We start from the raw sequence: 14,368 nt of genomic DNA on the forward strand, positions 1-14,368 counted from the left end.
CCTATGTCGTAACCACAATCGGCAACGGCCTTTCGGCAAACGCTATTTTCACTAGTCCATACATTTCAACGGCTACATCGAAGAGCCACAGCAGCATGGTTTTCAATCGCAACCTCTCCAGGTGGAGTTCGCTCCCGCCCCGTCTTGGCTTCGAGAGAACGGCGTGATGGAGCCAGACCCAGAGGTTGCGAAGCAACAAGGCAATTGCCACGTACAAGAACCGCACTACGAATCGCCTGGATGTCGTCCGAATCCGGCATTCGTTCATTTGGCGATAACTTGTCTCGATCCCAAACCGGCTTCGGTAGCTGTCCTTGACCCAGTCGTACCGCTTGGGAGCGATCCCCCAGTAGGCGTAAATCCAGGCTTCCCGCCCTGTCTTGCCACGCATGCCTCGGCGGTTCCAACACTTGATACAGACCCTCACTGTGGCCTTCTCATGCTTCGCGTTCGACAGCGTGTAGGTACTCCATCCGCTCGTTTTGCATTTCTTAAAGACGTTCGAGCCGCTCGGACCCAACGGGTGTTCGGTTTTGCGACCGTGACAGACCACGGGCATCAAGAACGGGGTGCGCGCGTGCTGAAGATAACGGATAACCTCGACGCAGTAGAAGCCGCGATCGAGCACGGTGAAGCGGACCTCGATCCCGGCGGCGTGGACCTGCTTCAGCAGTTCGCGAACGATCTCCGCCATCGTTGTGCTGGGGGTGACGGCGCTCAGCGCCACGGTGTAACGCCGCCCTTTACGAATCACATAGGCGGTGCCGTAGCCGAAGAACGAACAGGTCCCCTTCTTGGCCTGGCCTCGCATCACCAACGGGTTGGTCTTGCGATCGGCCCCGTAATACGGGAGCAAAGTCAGATCGATGGCGATCACTTGGGGGCGGCGTCGCAAAGCCTTGGGAAGATGGCCCTGAAGGGCCGCCTGGACTCGTCGCCGCAATGGGTTGTAGTCGGGCAAGGTGGAGTCGAGCGCTTCGGCGACGACATGCTCGTCGGGGACGCCACGGAGGCGGTGGCAGGTGTCGGACAGCGAACTGATCCGGGCTGCCGCGGCGAAGAGGACGGTCAGGATCGTCTGGGCAGCAACATTCTTGGCGTCGCGAAGCTTCAGTGGGGGCTGGAATGCTTGGACAGCGTAGCGATAGACTTGGGTGGGAGTCAGGGGATTGATGGACTTGCGCATGGGACCCTCCGTGAGTGAAAGGTTTTGCACAAGTCATTTTCGGAGACCAGTTTGAGCCTGTCATCCCCTGACTCTCACTCTAACCCTAAACTTCCGAACTACTGAATCTGGCGATCCGGCTTTCGTCGAGGAGGTGGATCTCAAGTTCCGGATCGGTCGCTTGAATCACCAGGTGGCGGCGGATGCCCTGAGGCCCGTCAACCGGCCAATCCAGGCCGAACCAGTCAGCATCAGCGTGATGTCCCATGCGACCACCGGGTCCATGGCCCTCAATGTCGTCGGCTCGCTCGATCCAGCCGCGCCGCTGGATCGGCCGCAGCGGCGTGAGGCCATACTTGCCTGCGTCTTCCGAGACCTTGCCGTCGAAGTGGCCCGAGCGGACCACCGCGCCGGGGATCACCCCGGCGTGGCAGATCATTGACGAGACCGCGAAGCAGTTCCGCGGCCACGGCTTCGTCGGGAATCCGATCGCGGCCGCCAGGGTATCGGCCTGGTCGGTCGCGGGGAGCTTGAAGAGATCTTCGATCACGGTCGTCATCGTCATTCCTCGTGATTGCCGTGGAAGGAACCGAAGGTGGTCGAAATCCGCCGGCCGGAGCGGGCGGCCATGGTCGCGAAGGCATACTCGGCGGGCCCGTGGACGATCTGCCGCGGGTAGCGGCAGGCGTTGCCCATGGCATGCGAGACATCGCGACGCGTCGGCCGCTCGATCGAGGTCAGCTCGAACTTGCTCTTGCCGCTCCCGTGTGTGAGCACGCGGCGGTCCTGCAGGAACGCCTCCGCCCGGTCGAGCGGCACGGCGAGCACCTGGCGGATTTGCACGTTCCAGCAGAGGAATTCCCGGCGGCCATCCTGGTCCTTTCGCTTATAGACCACGCCGGTGTAGATCGTCTCGAACCCGCCCACGCAGCCGGCGGCGCGGAGGTGGCGGACGTCGGTCCGCCGGGTCGGCAGTTGCTTCGCCATGTCGCCGGGCCCGCGGCCGCGCCCGAGCCGGTGGTCGAGGACGATCGGCAACAACGGTGTGCCGCGGGCGTCCGCGAACTTGTAGCCGTACTGGATTCGCCGCTCGACCAGCACGCAGTCCGCCCGCCGCCGCTGGTCGACCACCGCGTCGTCCGCGTCGTCCGCGTCGTCCGCGACCACGTCGCCGCGCTGCTTCGACCGCGGGAGCACGACGACGCGCGGCTTCGGCCGCGGGAGCACGGGCGCCGCCGCCGCCTCGAACGCGCCGAACAACACGCGATCGATCGTCGACCAGAGTCGAGTAGCCCGGGGGGATTTCACCCCCAGGCCCTCTCGGATCCGGACGGAAGGCTCGCACCTCATCCGGCTCTTATGATCCAGTCGCTGGTCGAAACCCGATCTGCCAAAGAACCAACAGATTCGGGTCGCGCCGCGCCACCTGACCCAGCCAGTGGGCTGCGTTGATGGAGTGACGCCTCAACCGTTTGTATTTCCGCTGCGCCCATTTGACCATGGCACGCTCCAGATGCCTGAGAACCGGAGTGAGCGCCGACCGGTAGAACCGGCCGTAGTAGTTCACCCATCCCCGTACCGAAGGGTTCACAAGCCCCGCGATCTCCTCCAGAGTTTGATTGTTCCGGGTGGCGGCCAGCCGCCATTCTCGGATCGTCTCCCGGATCGCATTGGCGGCCTTGTCGCTGATCGCCGGGAGGAAGCTCACAAAGTACTTCCCCCATCGATTCTTGGCCCGCCGGGGCCGAAAAGTGTAGCCGAGGAAGTCGAACTTGATGTGCTCATGCTGGCCCCTTCGGTCATCGTCCTGGCAGTACACGATCTTGGTCTTCTCAGGGTGAAGCTCAAGACAGCACTCCTTCAGGCGTTCCCGAACTGCTGCGAGCACGTGCTCGGCTTGAGCCCGACTCTTGGCGTGAATGATTCACATCGTCCGCATAGCGTGCGAAGTGAATGTCCGGATAGCTCCGGGTCATCCAGAGGTCGAACGCATAGTGCATGAAGAGATTCGCCAACAAGGGTGAACTCACGCCCTCAACAATGTTGCAAAATCGTCGCTAATCCCTGACTCTGTCATTTCCCGATCGCGGCTCCGACCGAAGTACGGGCACGGATGGCAGCCCCAGTTCGACCCCCATCCCAGGCAGGCCGAAGGCCGCGATCTCGGAGAGGAGGAGTCGACATGATCACATCTCCAGGGAGGCCCACCCTTAGCCCTCCCATCACCCGCCATTTTGAGTTCATTCGACTTCATAGTTACTTGATTTCAACTGCATGTCAATCGCTGATTCCAGTCATCTCCCGCCACCCGGAACGGCCGCGATCTCGAACCGAGTGCCACGAGACGGAGGCGACGAACCAGAGACTCCGATCTAAGGCCGGGGGAGCTTGACCTGCCATGCACAATCCCAATCTTCGTGTGGCGATCTACGCCCGGGTCTCCGGTGAATCTCAGGCCAAAGAGGACACAATCGCCAGCCAACTCGAAGTCGTCACACAACGCGTCGCCGATGATGGCTTGGAATGCGACCCCGAATCGTGCTTCGTGGACGATGGAGTCAGCGGCAGCATCCTGGTCCGCCCGGGCCTGGAACAACTCCGGGATCAGGCTGCGGCCGGCGCCATCGACCGCCTCTACGTCCTCGACCCTGATCGTCTGTCACGCAAATATGCATATAATGTATTGATCATTGAGGAACTCGACCATTGCGGCGTCGAGGTCGTCTTCCTTCGCAATCCCCCCGGCCACGGACCCGAGGAGAACTTGCTGCTGCAGGTCCAGGGCATGATCGCCGAGTACGAGCGTGCCAAGATCATGGAACGTTGCCGCCGGGGCAAGCAGCACGCGGCCCGCCATGGCTCGGTCAACGTGCTCAGTGGCGCGCCCTACGGCTACCGATACGTCGGCAAGCACGACGGCGACGGCGAGGCGCGTTATCAGATCGTGGCCGAAGAGGCACGTGTCGTGCGGAAGATCTTCGGGTGGGTCGGCCAGGAACGGTGTTCCATCGGCGAAGTCTGCCGCCGCCTGAAAGATGAGGGAGTCACCACGCGAACCGGCAAATCGGCCTGGGACCGCTCGACGGTCTGGCTGATCCTCAAGAACCCCGCCTACAAGGGGACGGCGGCCTATGGCAAGACGCGATCGGGCCCACCCAAGCGGCTGCGGCTCCGCCCGCAGCGCGGCCGCCCCGAGCATCCGAGACGCCCGGCCTCACGGGTCGATACCTCATTGGAAGATCAGATCTTAATTGATGTCCCCGGGCTGGTGAGCGAGGACCTCTTCGGGGCGGTCCAGGATCAACTCGAGGAGAACCGACAACGCCGTCGCGACCGGCCCGGTGTTGGCTGTTACCTGCTCCAGGGCCTGGTCGTTTGCCAGCGGTGCGGCTACGGCTGCTACGGTAAGCCGACGAGCCGGACCTCAGCCAAAGGCAAGGTCCCCTACGCCTACTACCGCTGCACGGGTTCCGACGCCTACCGCTTCGGCGGCCAGCGTTTGTGCTGGAACAAGCAGGTCCGCACCGATGTTTTGGACGCCGCCGTCTGGGACGATGTACGTCAGCTTTTATCCGAACCCGACCGGGTCCGGGCGGAGTACGAGCGGCGGCTGCAGGCGGCGGAGTCCGGCCCGAGCCACGAGGTGGAGCATCTCGACAAGCAGGTTAAGAATCTAAAAAAGATGATTGCTAGATTGATCGATGCTTACAGCGACGGGTTACTCGATAAGTCGGATTTCGAGCCGAGGATCTTGGCGGCGAGGGAACGCCTGGGGAAACTGGAGCATGAGTGTCGGCAGCGGATCAGCGAGGCGAGCCAAGAGGCAGAACTCCGGCTGGTGATCGGCCAGTTGGAGGAGTTCGCGAGGCGAGTTTCCCAGGAGTTGCAAGAGCCGGACTGGGACACACGACGGGAGATCGTGCGGGCCTTGGTGAAAAAGGTAGAGATCGACGAGCAGGAGATTCGCATCGTGTATCGAGTCAGCCCATCCCCTTTTGAGGGACGCCCCCAACACGGTAGTTTGCAACATTGTTGGGGGCGTGACGATCGACCCCTGGGGTGAGCCCTTCGTGCGCTCTTCTCGACGACCGTCCTGCTTCTCAACGGGGGCTTTCAGCCACCGCTCGATGTACAGCAGGACCCATGGTTCGTTCACGTGATGACGGACCGTCTTCATGACCAGTTCATGATCGAGATTGTCAAAGAAACCTTTGATATCCAGATCAATCACCCAGTCGGACCGCCAGCACCGCTCCCGCGCGGCGGCCACCGCATCCAGCGCCGATCGTCCGGGACGATACCCGTAGGAGTCGGGATGGAAATGCGGCTCCACCAGCGGCTCCAGATGCATCTTGACGACCATCTGGGCCACGCGATCGCCGACCGTGGGTATCCCCAACGGCCTTGAACCCCCATCGGCTTTCGGGATCTCCACGAGCCGCACCGGCGGTGGGAAGTAGCTCCCCGAGGACATCCGATTCCAGATCTTGTAGAGGTTGCCCTTCAAGTCGGTCTCAAACACCTCGATCGACTGTCCGTCCACCCCGGCCGCGCCGTGGTTCGCCTTGACCTTCAGGTAGGCCTCGTGGACCACCTGTTTGGAAATCGCATAAGTCTTCGCCTCAGGCATCGGTTCCTCCCATCACTGGTTGACTTTTGCCCCCCGCGCAAGCCTTGACGCACGACTTCGCTTCCGGCATGAATTCCTCCCATCGCTGGTTGATCCATCCCTTTGGCTGAACCATTCAACCCCTTCGCTCCACCCGCATTACCAGGTTTCGACGCTACTACGGGTTGATCTGCCCCTGTGCCACGCATCGGAACTTTTGACCTCGTGGGGCCTCCACTTGGCCATCTCCCTTGGCATCGTGACGACAGGTTCCCACGTTCCCCGCGAGAGCCTGAACCGAGCTCGCGCCACCTTTACGCCGGTCACCATCAAGGCCATAAGCAGGTCTCGCCTTGACTGCATCCCAGGCCAACGACTGGAGCCTGGTTTCGATGACGTCCCTACGCTTTCGACGCCTCATCGGTGGTTCACTTGCGTTCGCCTTCTCGGTTCGTATCTGACCGGTTCAAGACCGGCCTTTTCCCGAACGCTCACGACCAGGACTCTTAATCCAAGCCGCTTCGGGTGATTTGAGATCTGGTCCTGCAACCCGATCCCGAGGGACCTACCCTCATCTCTCGCGCAGCATGGCGTTCCGGGACGCTCCTGAAAGTCGTCCTTTCACACCTTCGTGGCGCACAGTCGCCGGCGTTCCGGCCAATGGCACTTACTTTCTCGATTTCAGACCGCGTTTGCGTGGTCGCAGTGGGAATTTTCTGCGGCGGGCGATCACCTCACGCGGGTAGTGTCGGCCAGGGCGATTCGCGAGCTTACACTGGCCAGACATCCTCAGAACCAAGTCGATCCGCTCTTGGATCTTCGCGGGGTCCGTGGTATCCAGCGACTCCAAGAGCAAGACCTTCACTAACGACCATACCCGGTTGAAGCTCAATCGCCGCGGCGCGATCTCGACCCGAGCCGCAGCCATCCGGCGAATCAGATTCGCCATGTTATAGGCCACTGTCGCCGAGGCCAGTTCCTTCGCGACCATCTCCGTGGATCGGCCACGCATCTCTTCCAAGCGAAGCGTCCGCTTCAAATCACGCAGATCGGTTTCGATATTTTGCCGCTGGCCATAGATCGCGGCGAGCTCGCACCCCTCGTCAGGGAGCCGACTCACAAGCCACAGCGTCAGCTTCTCGGAAATTCGAACCTCGTGCAACCACACCCGCAACGTTGCATCGGCCGGCCATTGTGGGTTCGACTTGCGTTCCCAGCGGTTGGGCTGCCAAGTGAGTTCCCACTGGTCCTTGCCCTGGGCTTTCCCTTGGCGCACCATCGACCGAAATCGCTTCTCAGTCAACCGCAACACGAAGTCGTGGCCCGCCTGGTTGGCCAACCAGGCGAACGCGAAGACACCAAAATTCCGGTCGGCGATCAACACGGAGCCGACCGGAAGTCGCGGCATCAAACCGGCCGACAATGGGACTTCGCCAATCGCGGCCGGGCCATACATTGCCCCCACTTCCGGACGCACGGTCACACCGCTGGATAACTCGTGGGCCGCTACCAAGTGGAGGATCGGCCAGTGCGATTCGCCGTGTTGATTGCGGGCCGGCGGATACGTTTTGCGCAAGGCGTCAGTGGGTGCCAAAGAGAGCGTGGAACCGTCCACAAGAAACGCATTACGCCCTTTCACCGATGGCGGAGACTTGGCGATTAAGGCTGCAGAAACCTCGTCAGCCGCCCGTTGAGCCATCTCTACGGGCAGCCGATCTCGCGCTCGCGAAAATCCACCCGTGTTGGCCGAGAACGACTTCTCACGGGCCCGCTTGTTATCAGGGAGCACATCCGCACTTAATCGAGCCAACTCTCCCACAGCGGCGGCCATCGTTGCATTGCAGGTCAACCGTTGATAGATCATCAGCCAGACAACGACCCAAGGCGTGAACACGGTCGAGAGCGTGGGCGGTTTCTGAGCATGCAGGACATCCGGTGGGACCAAGCGATGGAACATCCGAACCGCCTCACCCAAATCGACGACAGCGGGTGATTCCTGGTCATGGTTCATGCGAGGTACTCCCAAAAAATAGGAGTTCATGGCGCAAAAATCGTGCCAGAGGTGCCCCTTGTTGCAGGATTGGCGAAAGTAAGTGCCATTGGGCGTTCCGGCCCCAGCAGTGTGGGCACGCGAACCGGACGTGGCACGGCGTCGGCGCGGGCTGCACCTTGATCGACGATGGCGGGCAGTTGAGCATCCGCCACTTCCGGCTGTTGGCCATCTCGTCGTCGGAGCGCGCCGAGCCCCGCGTCTCCGCGGTCTGGTCCCACCCGTGGCATTCGAGGTGGCGGATCCGGTCGCGCCACCGTTCGACCAGGACCGCGATCGTCCGCGCCTCCGAGCCGGCCTTGATCGCCCCGCAGAGCGGGTAGACGGACGAGATGAGCGAGACGCGATTGCGATAGGTCCGGGGCGGACACACCGCCTCGAAGAGCTTGAGATACGGGCCGGTATCGGCCATCGATTCGCCTCCGATAAGGGGGACCTGCAGCGAGTGGAAACGCAGCATTGAACAACAATGAATACAGAGACGCGTATCGCGTCGCGGCGGATCGACGACATCCACTTACGCACAAAGCCCAGGCGTACGGGGACCGGCAAATCGGCGACATCCACTTACGCACAAAAAGCACATGACTTTCATTTACGCACAGATACGCAAAACTGCGATTTCGTGCGATCTGGGCGTACAACCCTAAACGGGTTGAATCCCCGACGGGTCGGCGGGTCCCTCCTCTGTCGGGGACCCCCCGCCTCCCCACGGGAATAAAAATCAAAACAAAAAGGCGGGTGCTGGCGCACCGCTTTTGGAGCGCAGGAACGACGGACGGGGGAGACCGGACACGGCGCGTCGGATCGGGACGGCCGGTCGACCTCACGACCGCGCGCCGGCCGGCTCCCGCGCCTCGACCCCGAGGCGGGCGCGGACCTGCTCCAAGCCGGTGGGCTCGATCTGTCGGACTCGCTCCCGCGTGAGGCCGAGGACGGCGCCAAGGGCGGCGCCGATCTCGCCGAGCGTGTGCTCGCGGTCGAACGGCGCCAGCTCGTTGTGCATCGCTGAGGATCGTCCGGGTGCGTCCGTCGAGCTGCTCGATCTCAACCGGCCAGCGCGCCAGGGACTCGCCGGCCTGCACCTGCTCGAACGCGCCGAGCCCGCCGGCGCAGGGATCGGGGAACTCGTAGATCGACCCGCGCCAGTCGTGGTCGTTGTTGTCGCCGGTGACAGCGTCGCTGGCGACGAGGTTGTCGGGGATCCCCCGCTCGAAGTCCCGGTAGCTCGTGATGGTCTTTGCGTCCCAGCCCAGCCGGTCGAACACCTCGTGGTCGCGCGGCTCGAACCCGGCCTCGACCATCATCCGACCCCGGCGGGGCTGTAGGCCCACACCAGCTTGAACAGGCAGGCCGGCGTGTAGAAGCACATTGCTGTGCGTCTTGTCCTCGCGCTGGATCGCCTGGCGTGTCCAGGGGCTGGCGTAGGTCGACAGCCGGGTGCTGTAGCCGACCTCGCAGCCGACGATCGCCCTGCGGAGGCCGAGCTCGCCGACCTCGATCATGTCTGTGGATGTCGACGCAGTTGCGAACGTACCGGGCGGCGAAGCTCCGGGCGACCCCGATGACGAGGGGAATGTTGTCGAGGATCATCGTACTGATTGCGTCGTCGACCGGACGCCGGCGGACCGCGAACTCCTCATCTGCCTCGTCGTCGCCCCTGACGACCTCGGCCTGGGCTCTCGCCAGCAGGCGCTGCGTCCGCTCGACTTCGTCGTGGCGCGCCCGTCGTTGCGTCTCGGTCTGGCCGCGGTTGCCGCCCGCGACAGCGGCGATGATGTGGCCCAGGTCCGTTGTCCTTACCGTGTGATTCTCGGGCATCGTACCCCTCGAGTCTGGTGAAGTGGGTAAGGTCTTACCTACGCCGCCGGGCGGCCCGGTCGCGGTCATCTGCGAAGCCGGCGAAAGGTACCCGCGCCGGCCCGCCGATTCGACCCGACTTCGTGCCGGCGATTGCGGCGATCCGCGATTCATCCCCGGCAGCATGCTCATCCTTGAGAGTTCGCGACATCCAACGGAAAGGGCCGGATCAATGCTTGAACCGGCCCTCGCTCGCATCAATTTGACCACTCGCTACTTCAACCGCAGCCTCCTGGTTGCCACACATGCCGCAGCGGTCGCTGGCCCCCGACTGGATCATCATTTTGCCGCGATTGTCGCAGGGTGGGGCGTCCCCATGGAGCTGGCCAACTGGGAATTCTGCGAACATTGGGCAATCAATCCCGCGGTGAGGCTCGCAGGTGGCAGGGTCATGCCGGGCCTCCCGGCGTCGGGATCCCCGCCGGAGACGCCCAGGATCGTCCCGGGCAGCGTCGGGACACTTCGGCCGGGCCCAGGGTCTCCCCATCCGCTGGTTCGTCGTGGTGGCCGTGGGGGGCCCGGGACGAGGGCAGGTAGAGCATGCCCAGTTTGTGGAAGATGTCATCAAGCAAAATCTTGGCCATGCGACGTCCGGGTCGCCGGTCATCCAGAGCGGCTCGAACTCGACCCACTCGAACTTGCGCACCAGGATCGTCAGCGGCACGCCGTGCTGGAGGCCGATCGAGGTGAGGGTGGCGACCCCGTCCATCAGACCGGCGATCGTTGACCCCTCCTTGTCCATCGTGAGGAACAGCGCGTCGGGGCGGCCGATCGGGTAGAAGCCGACGTGGACGTAGCCCTTGTGGCCTCCGACTGTGAAGTCAAGCCGCCCCGCCTGCACGTGCTCGGGGAGCTTCGCTCGCCTCGGCCTGGGCTCGGCGATCACGACCGGGACCTCGATCTTGTCGTTCGCGGCGAGCGTCACCGGCGGCGCCGTGGTCAACTTGCCAACGTCGCGGCCGAGCCTGATCGAGAGGTCCCGCGGCATCGTCTCGGACTGCTGGCCGTGTCGGCTGCCGGCTTGAGCGGTCTGGTGAACGACGGAAGGTTTCGGCTCGGGCGGCGACAGGAATTAGCCCAGCTCCTCGACCTGGGCCAGGATACGAAGCTCGTCCTCCTCCGACGGGTCGCTGCCGAGCAAGCCGATTTCCCACGCGTAGGCCAGGAACTCCTCCTCAATTGTCGACGCACTTGATTCGCGTCGCTCCCTCACCGAATCCGGCGGCCCTTCACGATTCCTTCGCCGAGTGTACGGCACGGCGGAACAGACGAGCGGTCGGAATGTTGGTCGACCGCGATACAGCCACGTCGTTCTTACGTGACCCTTTCAGAACGAGCGCCATGACCCATTGAGTTCAAGTTGGTCTGGCCTTTTTCATGACGCTTAACTTGGAATGTGGAAGTCGCCCTCTCGTATGCCGTCGCAGGTAGAGCCAGTGTAAGAAGGGGTTGGATTCATCCTGTGCAACGGTCGGGCGGAGCAAGCGGTTGGCAATCAGTACCTCGACGAGCGTCCCCAAGGGAACCTCGCCTTCCCATTGAACGAACCGCTCGATGGTTCCGGCGAGGTCCAGTTGATCGAGGTGATGTCTTGATGGCGGGCAGAGCGGCAACGATCTGGATCTGGAACTGAGTCGAGGCTTCCATGGTTTGAGTCTCCTGGCGATCGGAACGATTGCCAGGAGAGCCGCGCGGCTGCTAGCCCACCGACCCAAACCTTTTCAGAGGGGTGCGGAACTTGAGTATTTAGACCCTTTACGAGGTCGATTCACTGTGATCCGTAGCCGGCGGACGAAGATGACCGACAATTGCCGGCCCGAGGCAGGAAAGGGCCTCGAAGTGAGCCTTCCCATGTTCAAGATCGGGGTGCTCGCTCAGATCTCGATTGTCGATCATAGCGCCTGTCATTTCCGCGATCCGGGCGGCAAGGCAAGGGCCCCCGGGAGCAGGGCCAGCGCACACTAATTCGTTGATCCGACAATGACTTGCAAGAGGAACTCCTCACTCCAGCCGCAACTCCGCCGCTTCATGGCTACACTCTCGCGGCCGGGATGTTGCTTCAACAGCGAGAGGCTGAGGCGATTCAGCCACGCCATGTTTTCTCGGAGGCACTTCTCGCGGATCCGCGATTCGTCCTCGCGATAGGTCACATCCAGAGTCCAGTGGCAGCCGTTTTCGATGCCCCAGTGTGACCGAACGGCGCGGGCGAATCGCTTCACATCAACCGCCAGGCTGCTGATGTAGTAGCGGACCTCGTTAGTCACCTTGCCGTCGCGGACCGATTCGGAGACCGCAATACCGATCGATTTCAGCCCGTTCCACGACCTGAGCCCTGGTAGGTCTTGGGGCACGGGCAGTTGGATGTAGGTCCGCGTCTCCCGACGGCCATGCCCCGATTCCACGGTCTGATGCCGACCGGCATCCACACCCGCGAAGTCGTCCTCCCACTGCTTTGATGACCACCTGATGCATCGTCCCCTGGTTCCCTTTCAAGGCCAGGACGTAATCCGCCTTCCCCTCGACGATTCGCTCGGCGATGGCCTTCTGCGTCCCCATCGCGTCGATCGTGATGATCGCCCCCTCGATGTCGACCTGCCTCAAGAGCTCGGGGATGGCCGTGATCTCGTTTGACTTCTCGGCGCAGGCCACCTGGCCCAGCGACAGGCCGTACTCGCTCGCCCAGACACTCACGGAATGCAGGGCCCCCAGGCCGTTCTTGCGGTCGTGGCTCCGCCTCGCCGTCTTACCGTCCACGGCCAGGACTGGCTACTCGATTCCGGTCTCCGCTTCCGCCGTCGCCCGCAGGGCCCGCAGCCATCCGGCGAAGCATGACTGGAAGGCATCGGGCTTCAGCGCCATAAGGACGCGGCGGAAGACGTCCTTGCGTGGGATGCCGTTGGGCAAATCCAGGACTCTGACGAGGAACGCTTGCTTCATGACGGCCCACCTGGCGATCGCGGTCGGGCCGGCGGCGCCGGCCAGGACAGCCATCAGCGCGATCAGAATGACGCTGGTCAGGGGATGCTGGAGATTGATCGAGGAGCGAGGGTCCTCCAACTCGTGGAAGTGGAGTACGATCTCATCCAGGTCGACGCATCGTGGATCCGCCATCGTTCGCTCTCCATGCATAACCAGCCGAGGAGTAAGCATGGAGAATGATTTACAAAAATATCGGCCCGGGCGCAAGCCCTATAAATCGCCAAAACTACCTATAAGTGCGCGCTGGCCCTGCCCCCGGGAGCGTTCAGGATCCGGTCGAGGTTGTGCCAATCATGGGGCCATCGCTATCGTACCCGGCCGCATTCGCCCCGAATGCAATCTGGCCGGCGCGGAACTGGAGAAGGGCAGGAACGATGAGCACAGACGCAGCACCCAGGGCCAGCGCGTATAACTGTGCGGCCTGAGTAGTCTGGCGCGACAGACCGTGGCTCGTTATCTTTGAATCGGTCCTCGTGAATCGGCTTACTGCACTCCGGGTGTGCGGAGGCCGACACCGACCGATCCCAGGATGCCTCCCATGGCCAAGCCCGTCGATGTCGGCTCCATCGGCTCTTATTTCGAATCGCTCTCCGATCCCCGCCACGCACGCAATCGTCGGCACTTGATGGTCGATATCGCTGTCATCGCGGTCGCGCCGTCATCTGCGGATGCGATGGCCCTACCGCCATTCATCGCTGGGCCAAGAATCGTGAGTCCTGGCTGGCCCTGCATCTGGCCCTGCCCAACGGCATCCCCTCACGGGATTGCATCCGACGCTTGCTCATGGCGCTGAAACCCGAAGCCTTTCAACGCTGCTTCCAGGACTGGATCTGCGACGCGATCCCCGCCGACACTGAGAACTCCCGCCGACACGTCGCTATCGACGGCAAAGCCTGTCGCGGATCGCACGATGCGGCCAAAGGTCTTGGCAATCTGCACATTGTCAGCGCCTGGGCCAGCGAGCAGGGCATTGCGCTGGGTCAGGTGGCCACCGACGCCAAGTCCAACGAGATCACAGCCATCCCAAAACTTCTCGAGCAGATTGACCTCACGGATACGCTCATCACGATCGACGCGATGGGCTGCCAGAAAGCGATTGTCGAGCAGATCGTTGACGGTGGCGGCGACTGCGTGATCGCCGTCAAAGACAATCAGCCGAAGCTCGCAACCGCGATCCAAGCGTTCTTCCTCGACCACCTGGAACGCGATCTCGAGGACCTCCACTATCGATACGACGAGACCCGTGATGCCGGGCACGGCCGCATCGACGAGCGTTCCTATTATCTGGTCAAGGTGCCGACTGATTTCGCGCCGCTGAAGGATTGGCCCTGGATCAAGGCAATTGGCTATGCGGTGCGAATCACGCAGCATGCCGATGGGACGGAGTCGGACGAGGTGCGTTACTATCTCAGCAGCCACTATCTGAGCGGCAAGCGTTTCGGCGAAGCGGTCCGCGGTCACTGGAGTATCGAGTCGATGCACTGGGTACTCGATGTGAACTTTCGCGAAGATGAGCACCGCACTCGCGAGCGGACTTTGGGGAACAACTTGAGCTGGCTTCGGCGGTTCGCCGTGACGCTGCTGAAGCGTCATCCCGACAAGGATAGCCTACGTGGAAAGATGATGTCCTGTATGATTAATACGGACTACCTCACGCAAGTCCTTTCACTACAGCGTGTTTGATATGCGCTGGCCCTGACGCAGC

13 protein-coding genes and 2 pseudogenes are annotated in these 14,368 nt (G+C 62.4%); 4 read left to right on the forward strand and 11 right to left on the reverse strand.

The genetic code is table 11. From position 1 onward, the window contains the following. Position 1 precedes the first annotated feature (1 nt). The 4 genes from SINAC_RS10020 to SINAC_RS10035 all read right to left on the reverse strand — a co-directional run bounded on the left by SINAC_RS10020 (position 2) and on the right by SINAC_RS10035 (position 3,053). The gene (locus tag SINAC_RS10020) at positions 2 to 1,186 is read right to left on the reverse strand and encodes a transposase (protein WP_015245552.1); all 1,185 of its coding nucleotides are present in this window, start codon (positions 1,184 to 1,186) and stop codon (positions 2 to 4) included. A gap of 85 nt (positions 1,187 to 1,271) precedes the next feature. Further along, on the reverse strand, positions 1,272 to 1,724 hold the full coding sequence (locus SINAC_RS10025) for a hypothetical protein (protein ID WP_015245553.1): 453 nt from the start codon (positions 1,722 to 1,724) through the stop codon (positions 1,272 to 1,274). Positions 1,725 to 1,726: 2 nt separating this feature from the next. Next, positions 1,727 to 2,428, reverse strand: coding sequence for a hypothetical protein (locus tag SINAC_RS10030; RefSeq protein WP_157579423.1), 702 nt, complete (start codon positions 2,426 to 2,428; stop codon positions 1,727 to 1,729). Positions 2,429 to 2,522: 94 nt separating this feature from the next. Beyond that, a complete protein-coding gene (locus tag SINAC_RS10035; RefSeq protein WP_052334744.1) occupies positions 2,523 to 3,053 on the reverse strand; it encodes a group II intron maturase-specific domain-containing protein in 531 nt (176 codons plus the stop codon). Between the two features lie 510 nt (positions 3,054 to 3,563). On the opposite strand from SINAC_RS10035, the gene SINAC_RS10040 reads away from it, so the two are divergent. Beyond that, positions 3,564 to 5,228 carry a recombinase family protein gene (locus SINAC_RS10040; RefSeq protein WP_015245555.1) on the forward strand — a complete coding sequence of 555 codons (1,665 nt, stop codon included), beginning with the start codon at positions 3,564 to 3,566 and terminating at the stop codon, positions 5,226 to 5,228. On the opposite strand, the pseudogene SINAC_RS41165 reads toward SINAC_RS10040, so the two are convergent. The 4 genes and pseudogenes from SINAC_RS41165 to SINAC_RS10060 form a co-directional block, all read right to left on the reverse strand. Further along, positions 5,202 to 5,795 (reverse strand): annotated as a pseudogene (locus tag SINAC_RS41165) (reverse transcriptase domain-containing protein); the annotation flags it as partial. The gene SINAC_RS10040 and the pseudogene SINAC_RS41165 overlap by 27 nt on opposite strands. Before the next feature lie 646 nt (positions 5,796 to 6,441). Further along, positions 6,442 to 7,785, reverse strand: a complete 1,344-nt coding sequence (locus SINAC_RS10050) for an IS4 family transposase (protein WP_015245556.1) — start codon at positions 7,783 to 7,785, stop codon at positions 6,442 to 6,444. Continuing rightward, the gene (locus SINAC_RS10055; protein ID WP_015245557.1) at positions 7,775 to 8,236 is read right to left on the reverse strand and encodes a hypothetical protein; all 462 of its coding nucleotides are present in this window, start codon (positions 8,234 to 8,236) and stop codon (positions 7,775 to 7,777) included. The genes SINAC_RS10050 and SINAC_RS10055 overlap by 11 nt, the downstream gene beginning before the upstream one ends. A gap of 414 nt (positions 8,237 to 8,650) precedes the next feature. After that, positions 8,651 to 8,830 (reverse strand): sigma factor-like helix-turn-helix DNA-binding protein, encoded by a 180-nt coding sequence (locus SINAC_RS10060; RefSeq protein ID WP_044147075.1) that lies wholly within the window; start codon positions 8,828 to 8,830, stop codon positions 8,651 to 8,653. Between SINAC_RS10060 and SINAC_RS10065 the strand changes: the two genes are divergently transcribed. Next, positions 8,823 to 9,152 carry a hypothetical protein gene (locus SINAC_RS10065; protein ID WP_044147077.1) on the forward strand — a complete coding sequence of 110 codons (330 nt, stop codon included), beginning with the start codon at positions 8,823 to 8,825 and terminating at the stop codon, positions 9,150 to 9,152. The genes SINAC_RS10060 and SINAC_RS10065 overlap by 8 nt on opposite strands. Before the next feature lie 175 nt (positions 9,153 to 9,327). Further along, complete coding sequence (locus tag SINAC_RS10070) at positions 9,328 to 9,666, forward strand: hypothetical protein (protein WP_020465564.1); 339 nt, start codon at positions 9,328 to 9,330, stop codon at positions 9,664 to 9,666. Positions 9,667 to 9,853: 187 nt separating this feature from the next. Here the strand turns inward: SINAC_RS10070 and SINAC_RS10075 are convergent, their stop codons facing one another. The 3 genes and pseudogenes from SINAC_RS10075 to SINAC_RS10085 all read right to left on the reverse strand — a co-directional run bounded on the left by SINAC_RS10075 (position 9,854) and on the right by SINAC_RS10085 (position 12,795). Next, positions 9,854 to 10,672 carry a TSCPD domain-containing protein gene (locus SINAC_RS10075; RefSeq protein WP_026011905.1) on the reverse strand — a complete coding sequence of 273 codons (819 nt, stop codon included), beginning with the start codon at positions 10,670 to 10,672 and terminating at the stop codon, positions 9,854 to 9,856. A gap of 84 nt (positions 10,673 to 10,756) precedes the next feature. Then, on the reverse strand, positions 10,757 to 10,897 hold the full coding sequence (locus SINAC_RS39755) for a hypothetical protein (protein ID WP_020465563.1): 141 nt from the start codon (positions 10,895 to 10,897) through the stop codon (positions 10,757 to 10,759). A 748-nt stretch (positions 10,898 to 11,645) separates the two neighbouring features. Beyond that, a pseudogene (locus tag SINAC_RS10085) lies at positions 11,646 to 12,795 on the reverse strand (ISAs1 family transposase). A 555-nt stretch (positions 12,796 to 13,350) separates the two neighbouring features. Here SINAC_RS10085 and SINAC_RS10090 point away from each other — a divergent pair. Beyond that, positions 13,351 to 14,346, forward strand: coding sequence for an ISAs1 family transposase (locus tag SINAC_RS10090; RefSeq protein WP_244884951.1), 996 nt, complete (start codon positions 13,351 to 13,353; stop codon positions 14,344 to 14,346). The last annotated feature ends 22 nt before the right edge of the window (positions 14,347 to 14,368 follow it).

The sequence above is a fragment of the Singulisphaera acidiphila DSM 18658 genome, assembly GCF_000242455.2.
GTDB lineage: Bacteria > Planctomycetota > Planctomycetia > Isosphaerales > Isosphaeraceae > Singulisphaera > Singulisphaera acidiphila.

What these genes read in the sequence shown, in the direction of transcription:
- SINAC_RS10040 (WP_015245555.1), top strand. Translation starts at nt 3,564, where the DNA reads ATGCACAATCCCAATCTTCGTGTGGCGATCTACGCCCGGGTCTCCGGT.
- SINAC_RS10020 (WP_015245552.1), bottom strand. Translation starts at nt 1,186, where the DNA reads ATGCGCAAGTCCATCAATCCCCTGACTCCCACCCAAGTCTATCGCTAC.
- SINAC_RS10060 (WP_044147075.1), bottom strand. Translation starts at nt 8,830, where the DNA reads ATGCACAACGAGCTGGCGCCGTTCGACCGCGAGCACACGCTCGGCGAG.
- SINAC_RS10055 (WP_015245557.1), bottom strand. Translation starts at nt 8,236, where the DNA reads ATGGCCGATACCGGCCCGTATCTCAAGCTCTTCGAGGCGGTGTGTCCG.
- SINAC_RS10075 (WP_026011905.1), bottom strand. Translation starts at nt 10,672, where the DNA reads ATGCCGCGGGACCTCTCGATCAGGCTCGGCCGCGACGTTGGCAAGTTG.
- SINAC_RS10025 (WP_015245553.1), bottom strand. Translation starts at nt 1,724, where the DNA reads ATGACGACCGTGATCGAAGATCTCTTCAAGCTCCCCGCGACCGACCAG.
- SINAC_RS10050 (WP_015245556.1), bottom strand. Translation starts at nt 7,785, where the DNA reads ATGAACCATGACCAGGAATCACCCGCTGTCGTCGATTTGGGTGAGGCG.
- SINAC_RS10070 (WP_020465564.1), top strand. Translation starts at nt 9,328, where the DNA reads ATGTCTGTGGATGTCGACGCAGTTGCGAACGTACCGGGCGGCGAAGCT.